This window comes from Nonomuraea sp. NPDC049141 (assembly GCF_040648415.1).
Lineage (GTDB): Bacteria > Actinomycetota > Actinomycetes > Streptosporangiales > Streptosporangiaceae > Nonomuraea.
In genome coordinates this window covers 65,626-86,192 of sequence record NZ_JBEZDR010000020.1, presented here as the reverse complement: position 1 = coordinate 86,192, position 20,567 = coordinate 65,626, and the positions used below count along the sequence as shown (strand labels likewise).

General features: G+C 66.6%; 23 protein-coding genes. 12 read left to right on the top strand and 11 right to left on the bottom strand.

From position 1 onward, the window contains the following. Window positions 1-14: 14 nt before the first annotated feature. Window positions 15-854, top strand: a complete 840-nt coding sequence (locus AB0B91_RS45325; RefSeq protein ID WP_358334495.1) for a PhzF family phenazine biosynthesis isomerase — start codon at window positions 15-17, stop codon at window positions 852-854. A 12-nt stretch (window positions 855-866) separates the two neighbouring features. Here the strand turns inward: AB0B91_RS45325 and AB0B91_RS45320 are convergent, their stop codons facing one another. Both AB0B91_RS45320 and AB0B91_RS45315 read right to left on the bottom strand, forming a co-directional pair. Next, entirely contained in the window at window positions 867-1,847 is a 981-nt protein-coding gene (locus AB0B91_RS45320) for a CU044_5270 family protein (protein WP_358334493.1), read from the bottom strand. Beyond that, on the bottom strand, window positions 1,840-2,430 hold the full coding sequence (locus AB0B91_RS45315; RefSeq protein ID WP_358334490.1) for an RNA polymerase sigma factor: 591 nt from the start codon (window positions 2,428-2,430) through the stop codon (window positions 1,840-1,842). The genes AB0B91_RS45320 and AB0B91_RS45315 overlap by 8 nt, the downstream gene beginning before the upstream one ends. A 442-nt stretch (window positions 2,431-2,872) precedes the next feature. On the opposite strand from AB0B91_RS45315, the gene AB0B91_RS45310 reads away from it, so the two are divergent. Next, entirely contained in the window at window positions 2,873-3,838 is a 966-nt protein-coding gene (locus AB0B91_RS45310; protein WP_358334487.1) for an NAD(P)/FAD-dependent oxidoreductase, read from the top strand. Between the two features lie 283 nt (window positions 3,839-4,121). Here the strand turns inward: AB0B91_RS45310 and AB0B91_RS45305 are convergent, their stop codons facing one another. After that, a complete protein-coding gene (locus tag AB0B91_RS45305; RefSeq protein ID WP_358334484.1) occupies window positions 4,122-5,321 on the bottom strand; it encodes a hypothetical protein in 1,200 nt (399 codons plus the stop codon). A gap of 339 nt (window positions 5,322-5,660) precedes the next feature. After that, complete coding sequence (locus tag AB0B91_RS45300) at window positions 5,661-6,326, bottom strand: DUF4097 family beta strand repeat-containing protein (protein WP_358334992.1); 666 nt, start codon at window positions 6,324-6,326, stop codon at window positions 5,661-5,663. Window positions 6,327-6,546: 220 nt separating this feature from the next. Between AB0B91_RS45300 and AB0B91_RS45295 the strand changes: the two genes are divergently transcribed. Further along, window positions 6,547-7,143, top strand: coding sequence for an RNA polymerase sigma factor (locus tag AB0B91_RS45295; protein WP_358334481.1), 597 nt, complete (start codon window positions 6,547-6,549; stop codon window positions 7,141-7,143). Further along, window positions 7,140-8,096, top strand: a complete 957-nt coding sequence (locus AB0B91_RS45290; protein ID WP_358334478.1) for a CU044_5270 family protein — start codon at window positions 7,140-7,142, stop codon at window positions 8,094-8,096. Before AB0B91_RS45295 ends, AB0B91_RS45290 begins: the two co-directional genes overlap by 4 nt. A 123-nt stretch (window positions 8,097-8,219) precedes the next feature. Here the strand turns inward: AB0B91_RS45290 and AB0B91_RS45285 are convergent, their stop codons facing one another. After that, window positions 8,220-8,768, bottom strand: coding sequence for a carboxymuconolactone decarboxylase family protein (locus AB0B91_RS45285; protein ID WP_358334475.1), 549 nt, complete (start codon window positions 8,766-8,768; stop codon window positions 8,220-8,222). Beyond that, window positions 8,768-9,367, bottom strand: coding sequence for a TetR/AcrR family transcriptional regulator (locus tag AB0B91_RS45280; RefSeq protein WP_358334472.1), 600 nt, complete (start codon window positions 9,365-9,367; stop codon window positions 8,768-8,770). The genes AB0B91_RS45285 and AB0B91_RS45280 overlap by 1 nt, the downstream gene beginning before the upstream one ends. Before the next feature lie 808 nt (window positions 9,368-10,175). Here AB0B91_RS45280 and AB0B91_RS45275 point away from each other — a divergent pair. Beyond that, entirely contained in the window at window positions 10,176-10,934 is a 759-nt protein-coding gene (locus AB0B91_RS45275; RefSeq protein WP_358334469.1) for a DUF899 family protein, read from the top strand. A 238-nt stretch (window positions 10,935-11,172) separates the two neighbouring features. Beyond that, window positions 11,173-11,811, top strand: coding sequence for a maleylpyruvate isomerase N-terminal domain-containing protein (locus AB0B91_RS45270; protein ID WP_358334466.1), 639 nt, complete (start codon window positions 11,173-11,175; stop codon window positions 11,809-11,811). A 206-nt stretch (window positions 11,812-12,017) separates the two neighbouring features. Here AB0B91_RS45270 and AB0B91_RS45265 read toward each other — a convergent pair whose 3' ends face one another. After that, window positions 12,018-12,515: a MarR family transcriptional regulator gene (locus AB0B91_RS45265; RefSeq protein WP_358334463.1), complete on the bottom strand. Its 498-nt coding sequence runs from the start codon at window positions 12,513-12,515 to the stop codon at window positions 12,018-12,020. Between the two features lie 109 nt (window positions 12,516-12,624). Between AB0B91_RS45265 and AB0B91_RS45260 the strand changes: the two genes are divergently transcribed. The 3 genes from AB0B91_RS45260 (at window position 12,625) to AB0B91_RS45250 (ending at window position 14,551) form a co-directional block, all read left to right on the top strand. Next, entirely contained in the window at window positions 12,625-13,065 is a 441-nt protein-coding gene (locus AB0B91_RS45260; protein ID WP_358334460.1) for a hypothetical protein, read from the top strand. A 72-nt stretch (window positions 13,066-13,137) separates the two neighbouring features. Further along, window positions 13,138-13,551 (top strand): nuclear transport factor 2 family protein, encoded by a 414-nt coding sequence (locus AB0B91_RS45255; protein ID WP_358334457.1) that lies wholly within the window; start codon window positions 13,138-13,140, stop codon window positions 13,549-13,551. A gap of 145 nt (window positions 13,552-13,696) precedes the next feature. Further along, window positions 13,697-14,551: a TIGR02452 family protein gene (locus tag AB0B91_RS45250; RefSeq protein WP_358334454.1), complete on the top strand. Its 855-nt coding sequence runs from the start codon at window positions 13,697-13,699 to the stop codon at window positions 14,549-14,551. A gap of 33 nt (window positions 14,552-14,584) precedes the next feature. Here AB0B91_RS45250 and tgmC read toward each other — a convergent pair whose 3' ends face one another. Continuing rightward, window positions 14,585-15,715 carry an ATP-grasp peptide maturase system methyltransferase gene (tgmC, locus tag AB0B91_RS45245; RefSeq protein WP_358334451.1) on the bottom strand — a complete coding sequence of 377 codons (1,131 nt, stop codon included), beginning with the start codon at window positions 15,713-15,715 and terminating at the stop codon, window positions 14,585-14,587. A gap of 100 nt (window positions 15,716-15,815) precedes the next feature. After that, window positions 15,816-16,034: a DUF397 domain-containing protein gene (locus AB0B91_RS45240; RefSeq protein ID WP_358334447.1), complete on the bottom strand. Its 219-nt coding sequence runs from the start codon at window positions 16,032-16,034 to the stop codon at window positions 15,816-15,818. 44 nt (window positions 16,035-16,078) lie between these two features. Between AB0B91_RS45240 and AB0B91_RS45235 the strand changes: the two genes are divergently transcribed. After that, window positions 16,079-16,441 (top strand): hypothetical protein, encoded by a 363-nt coding sequence (locus AB0B91_RS45235; protein WP_358334444.1) that lies wholly within the window; start codon window positions 16,079-16,081, stop codon window positions 16,439-16,441. A gap of 255 nt (window positions 16,442-16,696) precedes the next feature. Here AB0B91_RS45235 and AB0B91_RS45230 read toward each other — a convergent pair whose 3' ends face one another. Further along, entirely contained in the window at window positions 16,697-16,978 is a 282-nt protein-coding gene (locus AB0B91_RS45230; protein WP_358334442.1) for a hypothetical protein, read from the bottom strand. A gap of 344 nt (window positions 16,979-17,322) precedes the next feature. Here AB0B91_RS45230 and AB0B91_RS45225 point away from each other — a divergent pair, with 344 nt between their 5' ends. Next, entirely contained in the window at window positions 17,323-18,687 is a 1,365-nt protein-coding gene (locus AB0B91_RS45225) for an XRE family transcriptional regulator (protein ID WP_358334439.1), read from the top strand. Next, complete coding sequence (locus tag AB0B91_RS45220) at window positions 18,684-19,229, top strand: flavoprotein (protein ID WP_358334436.1); 546 nt, start codon at window positions 18,684-18,686, stop codon at window positions 19,227-19,229. Before AB0B91_RS45225 ends, AB0B91_RS45220 begins: the two co-directional genes overlap by 4 nt. Before the next feature lie 277 nt (window positions 19,230-19,506). Here AB0B91_RS45220 and AB0B91_RS45215 read toward each other — a convergent pair whose 3' ends face one another. Beyond that, complete coding sequence (locus AB0B91_RS45215; protein WP_358334433.1) at window positions 19,507-20,496, bottom strand: LacI family DNA-binding transcriptional regulator; 990 nt, start codon at window positions 20,494-20,496, stop codon at window positions 19,507-19,509. Window positions 20,497-20,567: the final 71 nt, after the last annotated feature.

Sequence of the window (20,567 nt, the reverse complement as noted above, 5' to 3'; positions counted from 1 at the left end):
GCCATGATGACCGCATGAACGAAGTCCTCAGGTATGCGGCTTTCACGACCACTCCCGCTGGCGGCAACCCCGCCGGAGTGGTCTTGGATGCCCGGAACCTGTCAGACGCGGAGATGCTCGCCATCGCCGCCGAACTCGGCTACTCCGAGACCGCCTTCCTGCACCCGACGGACGAGCGCCAGTACCGGATCCAGTACTTCAGCCCCCTGGCCGAGGTCGCCTTCTGCGGCCACGCGACGATCGCGGCCTCGGTCGCGCTCGGCGAACGGATCGGCCCCGGAACCGTGAACCTCGCCACCCAGGCGGGACCGGTCCCGGTGGAGATCGCCGCGGATCCGGCCGGCGGGATCACCGCCACCCTGACCAGTCCGCCGACCTCCACCCGCCCGGCCTCCGAAGAGGAGGTACGGCCCGTGCTCGCCGCACTGGGCTTGTCGGCCGACGACCTGGACCCCGCCTACCCGGCGCACGTCGCCAACGCCGGCAACGACCACCTCGTCCTGGCCGCGGCCGGCCGGGGTCGCCTGGCCGATCTCGACTACGACTTCGAGGCCCTGGGCAAGATCATGGCTGACCTGGGATGGACCACCGTCCACCTGTTCTGGCCGGAATCCCCCACCGTCTTCCACGCCCGGGACCCGTTCCCGCCTGGCGGCGTCGTCGAGGACCCGGCGACCGGCGCCGCGGCCGCCGCCTTCACCGGCTACCTGCGTGCGCTGGGACGCCTGGAAGATGGCGCGGTTCTCACCATTCACCAGGGCGTCGACATGGGGCGGCCCAGCCTCCTGACCTGTAACGCCATTGCCGGCGACTCTCGCGTCAAGGTCTCCGGCACCGCGGTGCCCATCCAGTAGCCACCGCGGCGCTCAGCCTCGCTGGCCGGGACGGTCGACGATCACCGACGACAGCAGGGCCGTGCTCCAGACCGCCCCCTTGCGGGTGACGGGCCCGCTCATGCCGGGCGGCGATTCATCACGCAGCCAGACCATCCGGCTACCCAGGTAGCGGTAGGTAGCCGGATCCAGGATCTCGTATTTGCGGACGGCCCACGCATCACCGGCTAGCTCCAGCCAGACGCCCAGCCCACTGCGGCCGGCGGCGTCGCTCACGCCCTGCTCGATCCGGACTCCGGGAATGAGCGCCAGAGCGCGATACATGGCCGCCTCCAGCTTCGGTGGCATCGTGCCGTACCTGCTCAGGTAGAGCATGATCACGTTATAGGCGCGAACGTTGGCGGGTACGACGCTCTTGGGAACACCCTCCTCGCGTGCCCCCTCGATCCAGTGGCGATCGCCGGTGACCTTGGCCAGCAGCTTCCTTGGGTCGGTCGGCAGGTCGCGAAGCTTGGCGTCGTACTCCTGCGGCGTCAGGTCGTCATCGCCTGGATCCCGAGGATCGCCCTCGGGGCCGACGTGCAGCTCGCCGTCCTCGCCGAAGTTGGCGGCCTGCATGCCGTCGTAGCGCATCCATTGTTCGCTGGTCCTGATCGTGTCTGAATTCGGCTGTTTGTCCAGGGTCTTGGTGTACTGCCACTGTGTCGGCAGGGGCACCTGGGCGCTCCCGCGCCTGCCGACCACCTCGGCGGCGCGGGCAAGTACCACGCTGGAGTCGAGCCGGACGACCGACGGCGTGCTGGTTGGGCCCGGGGTGAGCGGTTCGGGCCGCAGGGTGACCACGGCGAGCGCGGCGGCGGCCCCCAGCGCCCCGATCACGAGCAGGCGGCGCCCCAGTCCCCGTCCCCGCCCCCGGATCCGTGTCAGCAGCCGCCGGCGCTCCGGGATGATCCACTCCTGGCCCGGCTCGGGGACCTCGGCGCGCCAGGCGCGCAGCGATCGCAGGTCATCCATCGAAAGACTCCTCTCGGGTCGCCAAAGGGTTGGATCCGCCCAGCGCCTGGCGCGTCTTGACCCTGGCCCGGTGCAGGCGGGATCTGACGGTGCCGACCGGGATGCCCAGTGCACGTGCTACGTCCTCATACGACATGTCGGCCCAGGCGACGAGTAACAGCACCTCCCGGTCTCCGGGTGACAGCTGCGCCAGAGCCGCCGCCAGCCCGGTCTGCTGCGCGGCGACCCGATCGTCGACGCGCTCGGCATACGGCTCGGCGATCTCGTCGACGCCGCTGCGGACCAGCGCCCGGTAGAACCGGATCTCCACCCGCCGATGCCGGCTGATGAGCCGGGCGGCGATGCCGTACAGCCAGGGCCGGGCGTCGGGATGGCTCAGGTCGTAGCGGTGGCGGCGCCGGAAAGCGGCCAGGAAGGTGTCGGAGACGATGTCGTCGGCCAGGGAGGGGCCCAGCCGCCTGGCGACATACCGCCGCATGGCGGGCGCGTGCCGGTCGAAGAGGTCGGCGAAGTCCTCCGGAACGCGCTCCGAGCGCCGTATCAGCTCGGCGTCGTCGGTTCTGCCGAATTCTTCGGCGATCACATGGTGCTCCTGTCCGTACGCACGGGTTCGTCAGCTTTCGCCCGTACGGCTGGCGCGAGTTCACGTTCTGGAAAGTGATCCGCATCACAGGAGGCCGCTTGCTGCCAGGTGGCGTGCCGAGTTCCGTCGCGATCGCGATCCACGGATCACGTGACCAGGCCGCGTAGCCAGATGGTGCCCTGGTAGATGAGTTCTCTCTTGTCATAGCGCGGTGCTGACGGAGCTTGTTGACGCAGCGTGCGACAGTGTTGCGCCCCTTGTAAGCCTCTTGGTCGAAGCCGGGGGCGGTTCGCCCTTGGAGCCCAGCTTCTGCCGGTCTGGATCGGGCCGATCTCCGCAGTCTCATCTATCGAAAGCCTGTGGCGGTCAGGCATGTCCACGCGGCAGCATCGTCCACAATGCAGGAATCGCGTATCACCATACGAGATGGATGGTAGCTGCCATGGATCAGCTGAACGCGCCGGATGCCGATGCGGTCGTGATCGGCGGCAGCTTCGCAGGGCTTCAAGCCGCACTCACGCTAGGCCGGGCATGCCGCCGAGTGGTCGTGATTGATGACGGTCGCCCCCGGAACGCTCCCGCCGCGCACGTGCACAACTTCCTCGGACAGCACGGCTCCACCCCGGCCACCCTGCTGGAGGCCGGCCGAGCGGCCCTCGGCGACTACGACGTTGCGCTGGAACGTGATCGTGTGGTCCGGATCGAGCACGCACCAGTGGGTGGCCGTCTCTACGTGACCAGCCGGGATGGGCGGGTCTGGCAGACCCGCGCGGTCGTTCTCGCCACCGGGCTCGTCGATGAACTCCCGGACGTGCCAGGTGTTCCCGAGCTGTGGGGGCGGGATGTTGTCGCCTGCCCACATTGCCATGGTTGGGAAGTCCGCGGAGAGCCCCTCGCGCAACTGAGCCTTCGCGGCATGCCTCAGCGCGGAGTCGATCGGGCACTGCTGCTCAGCCGGTGGAGCAGCGAGGTCGTACTGCTGACAGACGGCGACGAGCTCGATGCCGCCCAGCGTGAGCGGCTCCATGCCGCCGGGGTCGCGGTCCAGACACAGCGTGTCCGCCGCCTCGTGTCCCATGACGGGCGCCTGCACAGCATTGAGTTCGCCGATGGCACCCCTCTCCCCGTACGCGCTGTCTTCGTCGTCACACGCCAACGCCAGCAAACAGACCTCGCGCAGCAGCTCGGCTGCCGCCACACAGAAGCGGGAACAGCAGCCGGGACCGTCGAGACGGACTCGGCAGGCCGCACCAGCGTCCCTGGCGTTTGGGCTACCGGCACCACGACCGTCCCCGCCCTGCTGGCAATCGGCGCGGCCGGCCATGCCAGCACCGTCGCGGTCGCGATCCACAACGACCTACTGGAACAGGACATCGCAACAGCCACCGCCGAGTCCCGCTCGGCGTGACCGCCACACTCGGTAATGATCCCTTCGGCGGCTGACGAGCTCCTAAGGACCTCACGCGGCCGGGTTACCGGCCTGCTTGATCATTGAGATCACGACCAGGACGGTGAACATGCCGAACCTCGGCTCTGAGTCCATGCCGTCCGGTGCGGTTGTCAGTCATTCGGTCGCTCCCACGAGCAGGCACTGCACCTACCGGAACCGCACGATGACCGATTGCAAGCCATCGCCCAGAAGCTGTACGAGCAGCCCGGAGACAACACCTCATCGGGACTGTCGTGAGCCCCTACTGTCCCGCGATTGCGGAGCGCGCGGCACGCATGACTGCCACCACGTCGACAATCTGGTACGGGGGCGGCTCGTAACCCGTCAGACGCTTGACGTCTGCGATGATCTGCTTCTTGTCCCGGGCGGACGAACCCTCCTCCGGAATCTCCCTTTTCGACGGGGCGACAAGTGCGACAAAACTGTTGACGATTCCGGGGTTTTCCTTGTTTATCTGCATGAATTTCTGGCAGAAGTTCGAGAACCACATTCGCGCATACTCGGCGACGTGCCCTCCGTAAAGATTCGTCGTCCATCTGTGCTTCTGGGCGTAGAAGGGATTGTCCATCATGACGTCCCACTTGACGAAGCGCAGGCCCGGGACGTCGCTCTTGATGATTTCGCCGCCCTTGTTGACTTCGTGGGGACCGGCGGCCATTATCTTGCTCCAGAGCCAGTCGAACGCGACACCGGAGCGGTCCTCGTTGAGTTCTGCCGACAGCACGAACGAGGCACAGCCCAGCGTACCCTCGCCCGCCTCCCGAATGATGCTGCGAGAGACATTGGCGCGCGCCGCGTTGCAGAGCTCGAACAGCATCGCTTCAAGGCAGGGCCAATAGTCTCCGGTGTACTTGTCCCAGCCTTTGAGAGGGTCCTGAATATCGCCGACCAGGATCATGTTCTCGTCCGGTCGGTGGCTTGCCCAAGAGCCGTGGTAGCCGGTGGCGTCCGTCACCACGATCTTTGCTCCGGTTTTCAGGCCCTGCGCGATCGCTGTGAGCTCGTTGCGCCGTTCGTTCGAGGGATTGCCCCGCATCTCCGCGTCAAAGATCGCCTGGACGTCCTGCGCTTTGGCGGCGTTGGCGTCGACCGCGTCGAGCAGGTCGAGCAGGTCGAGCAGGTCGGAGAATATCGGGTTCGTCAGGATGTACCGGAGCGCCTGTACGAACGAGTCTTCGGTGTCCGCCTGGTCGAGTGCGACGAAGGCGCCGTTCCGGCACAGAATGGCGGTGTTGCGCTGGAGATGCGATGGAGCGCGTGCGAGTGCCTGGACCGTTGGGTCGCCGATGTCCGTCGGGGGCCCGATTGACGTGCTGATGGTCTTCGAACGCTTTGAGGAGTCTTGCGACTCTGGAGCGCTTCCGCCAGAGTCGCTTTCCTTGGGAGGGACGGCACTCGTTTCGTCCACCCCGTCCGTGCGTTTACGTTTCGTCTTGGTCATCGACTGGCTCGTGTCGCCGCCCGTTTTACTATCGGGTAATTTCTTCCCCTGACCGCCCGTGTGCATTGGATCATCGACCGTCCTCTCTTGGTCGCCCGGACCCTACGTCTGCACCAGAAAGCCGTCAATCGGCAATTGGGCGCCGATCAATGGTGTTGGTCATCAATTCATTTGCCGGGCGTTTGTGGCGCGCCCGGCCGCGGCTACGACCCTCGCGCCGTCAGGTTCCTCCCCTCCTTACCTACAGCGTTCGATCTTGTAAGGCCCGCCCCGGTGCGGCGCTCATGGGCTTCCATGAGCGCCGTACGAAGGTCGGAGATGAACTCTGGAGGCTGCGGGTCACAGGCTGCGGGCGGTGATGTCGCCGTTGGAGGTGGTGGCGTGGATGTCGAGTTCGGTGGTGCCGTCGTTCTTGAGGGCGTTGGTGATGCGGCCGTGGCTGGTGCCGGCGTCCAGGGCGGCCGAGACACCGGCGGCGGCGGCGATCGAGATGTTGCCGGACTGGGTGCGCAGCACGACCGTGCCGCCTGCGGCCTCGGCGATCCGGATGTCGCCCCGTGCGGTGCTGATCTCCGCGGGGCCGCCCAGCCGGCCGACCTCGACGTCACCGTCGACCGCGGTGAGGCGGACACTCGCCGCCTCGTCGATCTTGATCTGGCTGTACGCGCCGTCGAAGACGACGTCACCGAGGCGGCCGACGGCCCGCAGCTCGGTGCTGGCCGCCTTGGCCTCGACCCGGGAACCGGCGGGCAACTGGATCGTCACCTCAATGGATCCGGACGGGCCGAAGTACTGGTTCTTCGCCTCGGCGCTCACGATCCGCAGGACGCCATCGGCGTAGGCGACCGTGGTCTGCTCCGCCGCCTGCACATCCCGGCTCTTCGCCGCGTTCACCGGCACGACCTCGACCGTGGTGTCGACCCGGTCGGCGGCGATGAACCGGACGCGCCCCGCAGGGATGTCCAGGACGGCGGCGATCGGGGCGGGGGTGTCGAACGTCTGCATCATGCTCTCCTTGTGCTGCATTGTTTCGATCCTGCGAGCTCGGCCCAGTTCGCAGCCCCAAGGCCGCGATCGCTGAACCGTTCATGGCTCAACCATGGCCAACCGCTCTGATACCGGGCAGTCGCCGCCCTGACGCCGCCGCTGACACGACACCGCATGGTTGACGGCGTCCCGTGAACTCGTTTCCTGACTCGGGTGAAAGACGGGCGACACTACTTCCTTGGGAAGGCCCAACCACATGCCGCTCGGTACGACCCTGTCTGACGCCGCCCTGATCGAACGGTCGTGGCGAGATCCCGAGGATTTCGCCTTGCTGTTCGACAGGCACGCGGGACACATCCACCGTTATGTGGCCCGCCGGCTCGGCGACGACACGGCCGACGACGTCGTCTCCGAGACGTTCCTCGCCGCGTTCAGGCAGCGCCGCGACTACGACACCGCCCGTCCCGAGGCCCTCCCCTGGTTGTACGGCATCGCGACCAACTTCATCCGGCGGCATCAGCGCGCGGAGACACACCGCTATAAGGCGTACTCGAAAATGGGCGTGCTTTTCGACGCCGACGACGCCGCCGAACAAGCCCTTGAGCGGGCGAGCGCGCATGCCGTACGGCGCCCTCTCACCCAGGCGCTCGCCTCGCTGAAGGCCCGTGACCGCGACGTCCTCTTACTCGTGGCCTGGGCCGACCTCACCTACGAGGAGGTCGCCAACGCCCTGTCCATCCCGGTCGGAACAGTCCGTTCCCGCCTCAACCGCGCGCGGGCCATCGTCCGCAACGTCCTCGGCAGCACCGACCCCACGACGGAGCAGACCTCATGAACGAACTGAGCGACCTGACCGAACTCCGCGACCTGTTCGCCGATACGCCGCACCCCACGGCGGACCGCCTCGCCCCCGCCCGTACCGCCCTCCTGGCCGAGGCCCACACGAAGCGGCGGCCCCGGGCGGTCGGCCTGCGGCGTCTGATGCTGGCAGGCGGCTTGGTCGCGGCGATGACGGCAGGAGTGATCGCCGTCCAGACGTTCAACACCTCCGCGCCCGCGAGCGCCGCCGAGGTCCTGAGGCTGGCGGCCGAGGCCGCGACCGCCACTCCGTGGCCGGAACCCCGCGACGACCAGTACCTCCACTACGAGCGGATCGCGGAGACGCGCAGCGAGAACGGGGTTCCCAACGTCGGTCCGCGCCACATAACGGGCGAGGTCTGGGAGTCCGTCGACGGCTCCCGCCCAGAACTGTGGTGGCACAAGCTGTCGAAAACCAACCCCCGGGGCCGCGAGTACAAGGAACTCCTGACCCGGTGCTCCAGCAGACCTGGCGCGGGGCGCCCCACCTACGCCGACCTCCGTGGGTGGCCGACCGACCAGGAGCAGCTCCGGCACAAACTTGCCGAACACGGTAAGAAGATGGTCCTCAAAAAGGACGCAACGACCCAGATCTGGCGCGCCGTCGTCAACATCCTCGGCAGCCCGATCCCGCCCAAGCAGCAGGCAGCCATCTTCAAGATCGCCGCGACCTTGCCGGGCCTCGAGACGGAAGAGCTCAAGGACGCCACCGGCAAATCAGGCATCGCCGTGACCCGGGTGGACAACCTAGGCCCCGGGGGCGCCATCTCCCGCGAATCCTTCATCTTCGACAAGACCTCCTACGTCCTCCTGGGCGGCCAGGAACTCGTGCCGGGGCAAGGGCGTGAACTCTGGTCCATAACCCGTCCGCAGATCACCGACGTACTCCCGGCCTGGTCCAAGTCATTGAAGCCGGGCAGTTGCGTCTGAGCCTGCGCTCATCAGACGACACGCGGGCCGCGCCGGCCACGCCTGTTGCCGCGAGCGGGATGGAGCGGCTTGGCCTACGTTCGCATTCAGTCGCCCAGGTCCGGACACGCGCGGTCGGCTGTGTCAGCGACTCCACTCCTGGTCCTGCCAGGCCGGGTCGAGCGGGGTGTGGGCAATGTGGTTGGTGTAGTTCGACAGCGTCTTCATCCCCACCCCCAGGATGACGTCGAGCACCTGGCGGCGGGTGTAACCGGCCGCCAGGAACGCCTCGATCTCGGCGTCGTCCACCCAACCCCGCTGGGCGACCATGAGCTGGGTCAACCTGCGCACCGCCTCCAGCCCGGCCTCCTGCAGCGACTTGCCCGTGCGCAGGCTTTCCACCACCTCAGCGGGCACCCGCGCCTTGAGCGCAAGCGTGGAGTGCGCGGCCACGCAGTACTCGCACCCGTTCTCCACGCTCGCGGTGATCAACACGACCTGCTTGGCCTGCGACGGCAGGGACGACTTTCCGAACTGCTCGGCGAGGGCGTTGTAACCGGCCAGCAGTTCGGGCGATTCGGCCATCACCCCGTTCAGCGTGGTGACGAACCCCATACGCTTCTTGGCCGCTTCCAGCATCGGGCGGGCCGCCTCGGGGGCGTCGCTCTCGTCGTACACACGGAAATCGATCATCATCTCTCCTCAACGTGGGTGAAACCATCCAGTACGGCGTGCACGCCCGCCAGCAGGTCGTCCGCCTCGGCTCCGGCCCGCGAGCGCAGGTTGACCCCGTAGGCCAGCAGCGCCAGCGCCTCCGCGCCCGACTCCACATCCAGGCCGGGACGCACCTGGCCGTGCTCGCGTGCCGTCTGCAGCGCGGCACGCATCGCGTCCCGCAGAGCGGCGTGATGGGCGTCCAGAACGTCGCGGACCTCGGCTACCTCGCCGGTGGCTCCGGCGTGCGTGTTGGTGACCAGGCACCCCCAGCGGGCATGCTCACCGGTGCAGCGCGCAGCCACCAGCTGTTCGAAGAAGCCGGCGATGGCGGGCAGGCCGCGGCCGTCCGCGGCCAGGGCGTCGAACACCGGCCGTGAGCGCCGCTCCAGGTAACGGCGCAGAGCGGCCACCTGCAACCGTTCCTTGCCGCCGAATGTCGCATACAGGCTGGAGCGGCTCAGCCCGGTCGCCTGCACCACTTCGGCGATGCCGGCGGTATCCGCGCCGCGCTGCCAAAACAGGCGCACCACTTCCTCCAGCGCCATCTCCGGGTCGAAGTGCTTGATGTCAGGCATACGCCACTTCCTATCTTGGATCGCTCGTTCCAAGATAATGGGGTTAACGACTGGAGGGCAAGGCGTGCGCCGAAGCCGACATGGCCGGTATGGCTGGTCGGTGGCACGGCGAACGGGCTACGGAGGGCTGATGACCGCCACGGCTGGTCACGGCCCCACCGCTGAGCAGCGGAAAAGGAGGCAGACCGCCAAGTTGTCTCTTGAAGTGGGCTTTGGGGGCGGCCGTCGTCGTCGAATCCGGCAACGACGACGGCCGCAACAAGATCTCAACCTCGTCTTGGCCGGTTGGATGCACTTTCCAACCGGGCCCTTCACTTTCACAGGCCAGAGATGAAGCCGTTACTGGTGGGGTCATCCAGTGCGCGTGATGGCGGTTTGACAGCGACGAGCGAGACGACACCCGACTGCGTCGGCAGATCCCCAGATTCGCCGAACCCAACCTTCACGCGCTCGGGGTCCGCGCGGATTCCCGGTGAAGTCCAACCACGACGGCTGCCACCCGATGTGGTTCGTGCGTGGACCGCTGATCCAGCTACTGGAGATACAGCACGATCAGAGGCGCCCCTGGTGGCACACGGTGTGTCATCTGCCGACCGAGGTCGACGAAGTGAAACTGAGCGAGATTACAGAAGTGTTGCGCGTAAACGCGTGGCGGTGATCGTGTGGCCAAGGGGCGTTGACATGGTCCTCGCCGGGGGTTGGATCGAGGGTGTCATCACGTCCGTGTCGCCCGGCGAGGTCGTGGTCGGTGTGCGCCCGCCTCGGGTGCCACCGATGACTTCTTGCGGGCTACCCGGTCAGTACAGGCATGACCACTGTGAACACACCGCCGGTCGTCTCCCGCACGGAGTGGCTGGCCGCAATCGACACCCTGCGCGCCCGGGAGAAGGCGCACACCCGCGAGGGCGACGCGATCGCCGCCGCCCGGCGACGGCTGCCCATGACCGAAGCGGACCCGTCGATTCCGATCATCGGAGGCAACGGAGCCGTCCCCCTGATCGACGTCTTCGAGGGCCGCACCCAGCTGTTCGTGTCGTATCACATGTGGCACGACGGCCGCCCCGCCGCCGATCAGTGTGAGGGCTGCACCTTCTTCACCGGCCAGGTCCGCGAACTGTCTTATCTGCACCAGCGTGACGTCACCTTCGCCGTCTTCTGCCAGGGCCCCTACGAGGAGTCCGACCGCTACCGCCGATTCATGGGCTGGGACATGCCCTGGTACTCCGTGCCCGCCGAGTCGCACGAACGGCTCCTCGCCGGTCGCCATTTCGGGATGAAGGCGAGCTACCTCCGCGCTGGGGACCGCGTCTACGAAACGTACTGGACCACCGGCCGCGGCGTCGAACCCATGGCGCCGTCCTACGGCATCCTCGACATGACCGTACATGGGCGGCAGGAGACCTGGGAGGACTCCCCGTCGGGCTGGCCGCAGCCGTACGAGACCCTCGGCCAGCAGTTCCGCAAGGACGGACGACCGACCGCGCAATGGGCACGGATCACCGCCGGCCACGACGACGACCTCCACAGCGGACGGCCCAGCACGGGGAGCTCGGGCTGCTGCTCCTGAACCCGACCCGACGGCCGTCGCGGAGGCGCGGTCGAGGCTATGCGTGTCCTGTGGACCGCCCCACGCCCATTACGCGCAGAACTTTCTGGAATAGCGCCATCAGCGCCACATATCCGCTTGGTCCCGCTCCGGTCCGAGCGCAGCGAGGTCCTTCAGGGGGCGGGCGTCAAACGGCCAACCACCGAATCGAGTACCGGGCGGACCAGGGCCCATGTTGGCCGTTGTTACGATCCTTCGCATGCACAGAGCAGACAGCGCCATAGACGGAGAGGACGTACGTCAGGTCGTCGCTCTGGCCATCGACACACTAAGAGGTGCAGATCCCCACACGTGGGAGGCCAAAGCGGGAACGCTCGAGTGGACGTGCTGGGAGACGCTCGAGCATCTGGCTGACGACCTGTTCACTTACGCCGCGAGGTTCGGGCTCGAGAAGCCGCCGATGTCCGCGCTCTTGCCGTTCCGGACGAGCAGCGACCGAAGCGGCGGGCCGGAAAACGTCATCTTCGTTGAGCGGAACTCGGGCCCCGAGGGCCTGCTGACCATCTTGGAGGCATGTGGCGGCCTGCTCGCGTCCGTCCTGCGCACGGCCCCCTCGACCACCGTCGCCTACCACGTCTTCGGGCCCTCGGATCCAGACGGCTTCGCCGCGATGGCCGTCGTTGAGACCCTCGTGCACCTCCATGACATCACTCAGGGGCTGAATCTGGAGTGGTCGCCGCCACGGGAGCTGTGCGGACGAGTTCTGAAGAGGCTCTTTCCCCATGTCGCCATCGATGTTGACGCCTGGGAGACCCTGCTGTGGGCGACCGGACGCACCGCTCTCCCTGATCGTCCACGACTCACCGAGTGGCGCTGGTACGGCACGCAGGACGTGTGAACAGCTCGACGAGCGCAGCTGGAACCCTGCTGTCCGGTGACTGATCGCAATTGTTGACGTCAGCCATGCCGAACGCCTTACGTGGACCCTTCGCCGAGCGGCCGACGCGTGACCGGGATGGCGGCCTTCGACGTCGAGGCCCACGCGTGATCACACGCCGGTCCTGCGCGAACGCGGCGCTCGCCGCCCACCGCGTGATGCCGGAGTCAGGGGGCTCGGTGCGCCTGCTGCGTGTGGTGGTCCAGTAGGCGGGTGAGCAGTTGCTCGAACTGGTCGCGCTCAGCGGGGAGCAGCGGGGCGAGCAGTTCTTCATGGAGGTCGTCCAGGACCTTGTCCAGGCGGCGCAGGTGCCGGCGGCCCTGGGCGGTGATCGTGATGACGTTGCGGCGGCGGTCGCCAGGATCCGGTGCCCGCTCGACGAGGCCGCGCTCGGCCAGTTCGTTGAGGACGCCGACCATGTCACTGCGGTAGATGCCGGTGCGTCGGCTCAGCGTCGCCTGGCTGCCCGGGCCGTATTCCTGCAACGAGGCGAGCACGGCGTAGTGCCACTTGCGGGCGTCGGCCTGGGCCAGCCCCTCATTGATCAGCCGGTCCGACTGCGCGGTCATCTGTGACAGCAGGCGACTGGCCCGTCGGCGCAGTCTTTCGGGCGTCTTGATCTCACCGTCGTCGGGCATGTCCGCGGCTTCGACTCTGCTGGCCATGACGCTGATCCTACCCGGTTGCGTTAGTCGGACTAACGATGTAGGTTCGTTCATGGCAGAAACGTTAGGCAAATAAACGTTAGCCTTAGAAACGGATTTGGAGATCATCGTGACGACCACAGCCCAGGCCTTCGGTACCGCGCTCATCGGCCAGACCGAGAAGGCGCTCAACGCGATCCTGGACCGGCAACTCGCCGGGACCGGCATCACCGAGCCCCAGTGGGTGACCCTCACGCTGACCGTGGTCAGTGGCGGGGCCATCGACCGGGCCGAGCTCATCCGCCGGGTCAGCGGTGCCACACAGTTCAGCCAGGCGTCGGTGGCCGAACGCATCACCGAGCTGACCACCGCAGGGTTCCTGCGCGACGGCGGCGACGGCCGCGTCCAGGTCACCGACGAAGGACAGGCGCGTTGGACGCAGGTCCGCACCGCGATCGGCCCGATCACCCAGGGACTGTGGGGCGACCTGCCGGCCGGGGACCTGGCCACCGCGGGCCGCGTCCTGGGCATCGTCCTGGACAGGGCCAACGCGGTACTGGTCGGCCCCTGAACCCTTCTCCCTCGAAACTCGCCATCTGGCACAGAGACAACATCGCCGCCCTCCAGCATGAAAGAGGATTCCATGTCCACAGATACGCTGATCGCCCACCGCATCGAGATCGCCGACCTGTTCACCCGCTTCGCGCGCCTACTCGACGAGAAGCGGTGGGAGAACGCCGACACCGTCTTCACCGACGATGTGACGGTGCACTCGCCGCGCGGAGGCGAACTCCGCGGCATCGACAAGGTCGTCGGCTTCATGCGACAGAGCGAGGTCGAGGGGCAGCACGCCCTGCACACCACCACCGACCTGCTGGTGGACATCGACGGCGACCAGGCGGCCGCCTCGGCCTACTCGCTGGTGTACTACTACCGCGACGGCCAAGCGCCCCACTTCACAGGCGGCCTGCGACTGGCCGGCACCGTGGTCCGGACGCCGGCGGGCTGGCGATTCCGCGAACAGCGGATCACGCCGGCCTGGACCCGCGAGAACTGATCCGTCGAAGGTCAAGGTCCACCACTCTTCGGGGCTCATCTCGGAGCGATGCGTCGGAACCCAAGCCCAAAAGTAACGGTGGCGGGTTCGCAGCCGGGCGAAACTGTTCGCCCGGGGAGCTGGTCACGGCCTACCATGCGGACGCGTGAGCAGAAGACTGCGTGGGATCGCGGCCGTCAACGCCCAGATCATCACCGATGGCGAGTACACGACCGATGACGGCACCATCGTCGTCGTGGGCCCGGCACTGGAGGCAGCGGTTTCCGGGACTGTGAGCCATCCACCGGACGGGCTCGTCGATGTGCCCCCCACAGCGATCGGTCACCGGACGTCTTTCGAGGTGACGGCTGAGGACAGCCTTCAGGCCGCGCGACGGCTGCACCTTGCCGGGGCCGAACGAATCGCCGTTCTGAACTTCGCCTCGGCCCGTATCCCCGGAGGCGGCTACCTCGGCGGCGCCAAAGCACAGGAAGAGGATCTCTGTCGCAACGCGCTGTTGTATCCCTGTCTCCTTCAGGCTCCCGACTACTACGCCGCCCACCGCGACTCCCCTGACCTGCTCTACAGCCACCGCGTCATCTGGTCCCCCGACGTTCCCGTGCACCGCGATGATGACGGTCAATTGCTGGCGGAGCCGTATCCGGTCTCGTTCCTGACCTGCCCCGCTCCCAACGCCGGACAAGTGCTGCGCCGTGAGCCGAGCGCGCGGAACCGAATCCAGCGGGTGCTCTACCAGCGTGCGGAACGAGTACTGGCCGTGGCCGCCCACCACGGCGCGCGTCAACTGGTTCTCGGCGCCTGGGGATGCGGGGTGTTCCGCAACGACCCGCACCAGGTCGCCGATGCATTTCACCACCACCTCACCGCAGGCGCCGCATTCTCGACTGTGTTCGAACGGGTTGTCTTCGCGGTCTGGGACCGCTCGCCAGACTCCGCCAACAGAGCTGCGTTCGCCGACCGTTTCACCACCGTGGAGGAACCGCCCTCCGAAGGGCTGTGAGGGCTGCCAGGCCCCTTCTGTTGATCGCAGGATCTACGCCGGCAGACTCCAGTTCGGCCCCGCAGGGTTGCCGAGCCACACCCGCTGGCGCTCACCGGTGACCGTGAGCCCGAAGCCAGACTTATGCGGGCTGCCTGCTTCCTGCCACGTTTCGATGGCCTTCTCGACCGCGTCCCACAGTTTGAGCGGTCCGTGCTGGCGCACAGTCCATCCGCGTGCGGGATCCGGTTGAGCTTCGGCCCGCGAACCGGTGCCGGCGTCGACGAGGAACGTGGCGTCATCGCCCCATGCAATTTGGGCCTGCGGAATGGCGAGCTGGGCGACCCATAGAGCTGTTCTGTCCTGGAGGACCGACGGATCGACTCTGGACTCGCGGGCGATCCCCAAACCCCTCACCAATGGCGGACGCGGCGGGGGCAGGTGTGATCGGGCGGTCATGAAGGAGAGGTCATCTTCGAGGAAACGGCCGCTCGCGGTGCCGTCGTCGGCCACGGTGAGATGCGCGAACGCGGTTTCACCCATCCATCCTGACAACGGAGCGGTGATGGTCCCGCCGACACGGATCTGTTGCGACCACTCCCGGGGGGCCGTGCGGACAGAGCAGGTCGCGATGAGCCGATCGTATTTGGCGTTCTCCGCATATCCGCGCAGCCCGTCGCCCTCCACCAGCGTGGGAGCGTAGCCCGCACCCATGATCGCGTCACGGGCTCGGGCGGCGACCAGCGGGTCGTACTCGATCGAAAAGACGGCGTCGCTTCCAAGTCGCTGACACATCAGCGCGGTTGAGTAGCCCGTGCCTGTTCCGATCTCCAGGACCTTGTCGCCCTCCTCGATCTCGACGGCCTCAAGCATCCGTACGACCAGGCTGGGAAGCGTGGATGATGACGACGGGTATCCAGATACGGGCCGTGTCGAGTCTTCAGCCAAGAGCCCCTCAACCTGAGTCGGCCAGGTCTCGTTGGCGTATGCCAGGGCGAGCCATGCGCCTTCGGGTGTGTCGGCGCGGCGGACGGGTGTCCACCAGCCGAATCGGTTCTTGTCGGGGCGATAAACAGCTTCTCCCAAGAACCGTTCGCGGGGCACCGTTTCCAGTGCTTTTCGCCAACTGGCAGACCCTATTTTGTCCGCCAGTTCGCGGCGGAGCGTCGCGGCCGTGTCGCTCATGGCCACCATCCTTCAAGTAGTGCGTCGGCGAAGGCTTGCGCTATCGCGCCAAATGCCATAGCAAAGCCCCCGGATGTAACTTTGAGGGCTTTGCGCGCCATTAGAAGTCGAATTCGCCCTTTCGGACGCCGTCTTTGAAAGCTTCCCACACGGAGGCGGTGACGACGTACGGGGCCTGCTCGGGAGCCTCAGTGTCGCGAATACCGACACACCCGCCGGACAGCGGGGCAACCTCCAGACAGTTGCCGTTGTTCGCGCCCGATGCCTTGGCCTTACGCCATGCGGCGGTGGCCAGCTCTTCGGACAGCTCCTCACTCATTGCTCATACCTCGCCGTCATTTCGCGAATCATGTCCTTTGAGGCATGCAGGGGATGCGCCCATGCACGGATCATGTCGTATCTCAGGCTAATATCCTGCACCTGCTGATCACCTGGAATCGAAGGCGTGACATGACGTACTGGATGACATTCTGGAAGCTGATCAACGTGGGCCTGGGCGATCCTGATGAACTCGCCCAGTGGGTCGTCGCTCAGAGGCTGGACTACTACGAAGACATCATGATGCAGCCGACCAAGATGCCTCCTGAGCTTCCCTCCTGCGCCACCGTTCCACCGTGGACCGGCCTCGTGAGCCGCGTCTACCGTCAGCGCTATAACGCACCCGTCCGTTTCCGGGACGACCCTCCACCCGGACAGCCCTTCGCCGATCATCCATCCTTCCGCTAGGTGCGGCTTGAAGGACCTCCACGACGTGAGTCGGCGAGAACACGGGGACGTCCCAGGCTTCGGTTCGCATGAGCCGCACAGCCGTCGCCCGTTGTGTGGGGATGCAAGGAGCCCCCACAGAAGATGCCGTAGGACCATCCACCGCTCAAGAGCGCTCACGGAAGGCATTTTCAGGCTCCGCTCGCCGAGCGCAGCAGGCGCCCGGCGAAGCGTGCTCTATAGCGGAGGTCTGAAGCGCATCGAGAGCTTGAAATGTCACCGGTTGAGGTACTCGATCAAGACTTTGGCCATACCCTCCGGGTCGTCGGTAGGATGCCGCCTCTCGGCGTTCTGCCAGGAGTAGTGCATGCCGCCGTACCCGACGAACACCCAAACCGGCAGGCCCGGCTCAGGCCGATGCACCATCAGAGCAGTGTTGTTGTCCCGCAACTCGGCGTTCACACCGAGCTCCACGAGCCGAACCGAAAGGCGTATGAGCTTGGCCGCCTCGTCACGGTGAGTGATGTCGGCCGCTACAGCAGCCATGATCGGATTCATTTTCGCTCCTTTCGCCCCGACCGCTTCCGTAGCAGTCGAGAAACTTCCGTTCCCAACCCATTAGGCGATCTTCGGCGCCGACTTCCGGATGAGGAGCGCGCCGCGAATCGCATAGCTTCGTCCCACCTCCACAGCACACGGGGGATCATCTGGTCTGGTTGTTCTCGTGTGGCCGGGTAACCGTCACCGTCTCCTCGTTCATCCGGCATTCCCTGTGGTGGGAGGCCGTTTGACGTACCGTGGTCGCTTGACGGCAAGTCCACCGGCAATGTGGAAAGACGAGACCCGCTAAGAGACCCCCCTCTTAACCCCTTTTGGCTTCTGCGGCGGAAGGAAGGCAAAGAATGGCCAATGCCGTCCCCAATGTCCAGCTCCGGGCATGGCGTCAGAACGCCGGATTATCACGTGGCGAAATGGCCAAAATGCTCAACCTCACCGCCAGCGGCATCAAGCACCGCCTGTCCTGCGACGAGGAGCGGGTTCGCCGTTGGGAGGTCGGAGAAGTCTCGTGGCCGCGTGAGCCCTACCGCCTGGCCCTGAGAGAACTTACTCACGAAGACCCTGAGAACCTGGGCTTCGTTCCCACCAAGCGCGCTCGTGTCACTGCTGAGCCGACTCGGGACAGCACCCAGCTCATGCAGTCGGATCCTCGCTCGCTCGAGAGGAGACTGCGGCGCCGTGAGTTCGTCGAGTTGAGCGGAGCGGCCTTGTTCGGTGCGGTACTCAATCAACCCGAGCAACCCCGCGACAGCGTTCAGGGCATCGACAACCTCGCAACCGTGTTGGTCGACTACGTCACTCCCAGCGACGGCCTCATCGGCTTGACCCCACTCGCCGCCATGATTGCCCAAGCCAAGCGGAACTACCAAGCCAGCCGGTACTCGCGAGTAATTGCCGAACTGCCGGACCTGCTCCGCCGGCTCCGAGCCGCCTGCTCCATTTTGGATAGTGACGCCAAGCTGGAGGCGCACGCGCTGTCCTCCGAGGCGTACCACATCGCCGCCTCCATCCTGCTCAAACAGGAGAGCAAGGGCCTTGCCTGGCTCGCGGCAGGCCGAAGCGTCCAGGCCGCGCACGCCAGCGAGAGCTCCCTCGCGATCGGGTCAAGCTCTCGGGTCATCACCCGCGCCCTCATGGACGGGGCGCACCATCAGGTCGCGATCAGCACGGCCCGCACCGCAGCGGCGCGTATGAGCTCCGGCCTCAAGCAGCCTTCCGGCGATGAGTTGTCCATCTACGGGTCGTTGTTGCTGAGCGGAGCCGTGGCCGCGGCACACGCCAGAGACCGGCACACCAGCGCCGAACTCCTCGACGAGGCCGCCCAGGCCGCTCAACGACTCGGATACGACGGCAACCATCTGTGGACCGCGTTCGGCCCGGCCAACGTTCTCTGCCACCGGGTGAACATCGCCCTGAGGCTCGGTGACGCGGGAACCGCGATCGACCACGCGCGCCGAATCGATCTCAACAAGCTACCGACCAGCGAGCGCAAGGGCACCCTGCTGCTCGACGCCGCGCAGGCTTTCCTTATGTGCGGCCGGCACGACAAGGCTCTGTACGTCCTGCGGTCGGCCGCAGACATCGCCTTCGAAGAGGTCGGCGGCCGACCCGCTGCGCTTCGCCTGGCCCACGACATCGCCACCACCGCTCCGCTCAGCATCTACCGCGAAGCCCGCGAGTATGCCGCCTCACTGGGAGTCCTCGCGTGACCCGATCCGGCAAGGTCCTCTACATCATCGTGTGTGCCGCAGGAGCCGCCGTCGACGTCGGCCGACTGGTCGCCTACGCCCAAGGCGAAGGGTGGATCGTCCAGATCATCGCCACCCCGTCCGCTCTGGACTTCATCGACGTCCCCGAACTGGAGCAGCAGACCGGACGCCCCGTTCGCAGCCAGTACCGCAAGCCGCACGAGCCCCGGCCCCCCAGAGCCGATGCGATCATCGTTGCTCCCGCGACCTACAACACCATCAACAAGTTCGCTCAGGGCATCGCCGACACCTACGCTCTCGGTCTGCTGGCTGAGGCACCCGGCCTGGGTATTCCCGTAGTCGTCCTGCCCTTCGTCAACAGCGCTTTCGCCTCCCGTGCCCCCTTCCGTCAAAGCGTCGCGAGCCTGCGCGCCGAAGGCATTCCTGTCCTTCTCGGCCCTGGCCAATTCGAGCCCCATCCCTCTGGAGCCGGAGGAGACAAGCTGGACACCTACCCCTGGGCCCTGGCCCTCAAGGAGATCGGGCAGCACCGTCTCCGCTAGAGAGTCCCGGGTATGACGGTCCATCTTGTCCCGCTCCGGCCAACTGACCCGGCGAAGCGTGCTTGGGAAGGCGTCCGAGCGTAGCGAGGTCCTTCAGGGGGCGGGCGTCAGCCCGCCTGGGAGAGCGTCCGGAGCGAAGCGGAGGCCCTTTGTGGGCGGGTGGGCATCAGACGGCCAACCACCGAATCGGGTGACGGGTGGGGGGAAGAACGTCCGGAGCGAAGCGAAGGCCCTTTTTAGGCGGGGGGAAGAAAGCGAAGCGAAGGCCCTTTTGAGCCTAGGCCGAGTCGCGGACGATCAGGCTGGTGGGTAGGGCGATCGAGTCGACTCGCTCCGCGCCGTCAATGAGTGCCAGCAGCAGTCGTACCGTCTCCCGAGCCACATCCCCCAGCGGCTGCCGCACCGTAGTCAGCGGCGGGTGTGTGGAGATCGCCACCGACGAGTCGTCGAAGCCGCCCACCGCCACGTCCTCAGGCACCCGCCGCCCCGCCGCCCGCAGCGTGTGCAGGGCACCCGAAGCCATCACGTCCGAGGCCGCGAAGACCGCGTCCAGGTCTGGTACGCGTTCCAGCAGCCGGGTCATGGCCGCCTCGCCGCTGGCGTGGGTCCAGTCGCCGTGTTCGATCAGTTTCTTGGACGCCTTCCGGCCGAGGACGTCGGCGAAGCCTTCGAGGCGCTGGATGCCGCCCGGTGTGTCCATCGGGCCGGTGATCATGGCGATCTTCTTGCGGCCACGCGAGACCAGGTATTCGGCCATCTGGCGGGCGCCGCCCCGTTCGTCGCAGGCCGCGTACGGGATCACCGTCTCCCTGCCGATGACGGCGCCGCAGGAGACCACCGGGATGCCGGCGCCGTGGAGGGTGTCGACCAGGGGGTCGCCGGCGTGGGTGGACAGGAGCAGGACGCCGTCGGCGTGGCCGCCGCGTACGTAGCGGAGCACCTGTTCGCGCTCCCTGTCGTCGCCGGCGATCATCATGACCAGCGAGAGGTCGCGTTCGCCGAGGAGGCGGATCGCGGTGCGGATCGTGGTGCTGTAGTTGGGGTCCTCGAAGTGGGCTTCGGAGCGGACCATGACGACCGATCCGGCGCGCTGTCTGACCAGGTTGCGGGCATTGCGGTTGACGACGTAGCCGGTTTCGGCGATGGCGCGTTCGATGGCGATCCGGGCCGCGGGGCTCACATAACGGTCGCCGTTCAGGACCCGCGAGACGGTGCCGCGCGAGATCCCGGCCACCGCGGCCACGTCATGGATGGTCGGCCTTTTCACGGGTTCAGCATCTCATGCCCCGCAGCCCAAACACTGTGAACGTGCACACACCTTTTAGCCCGTTTAACGAC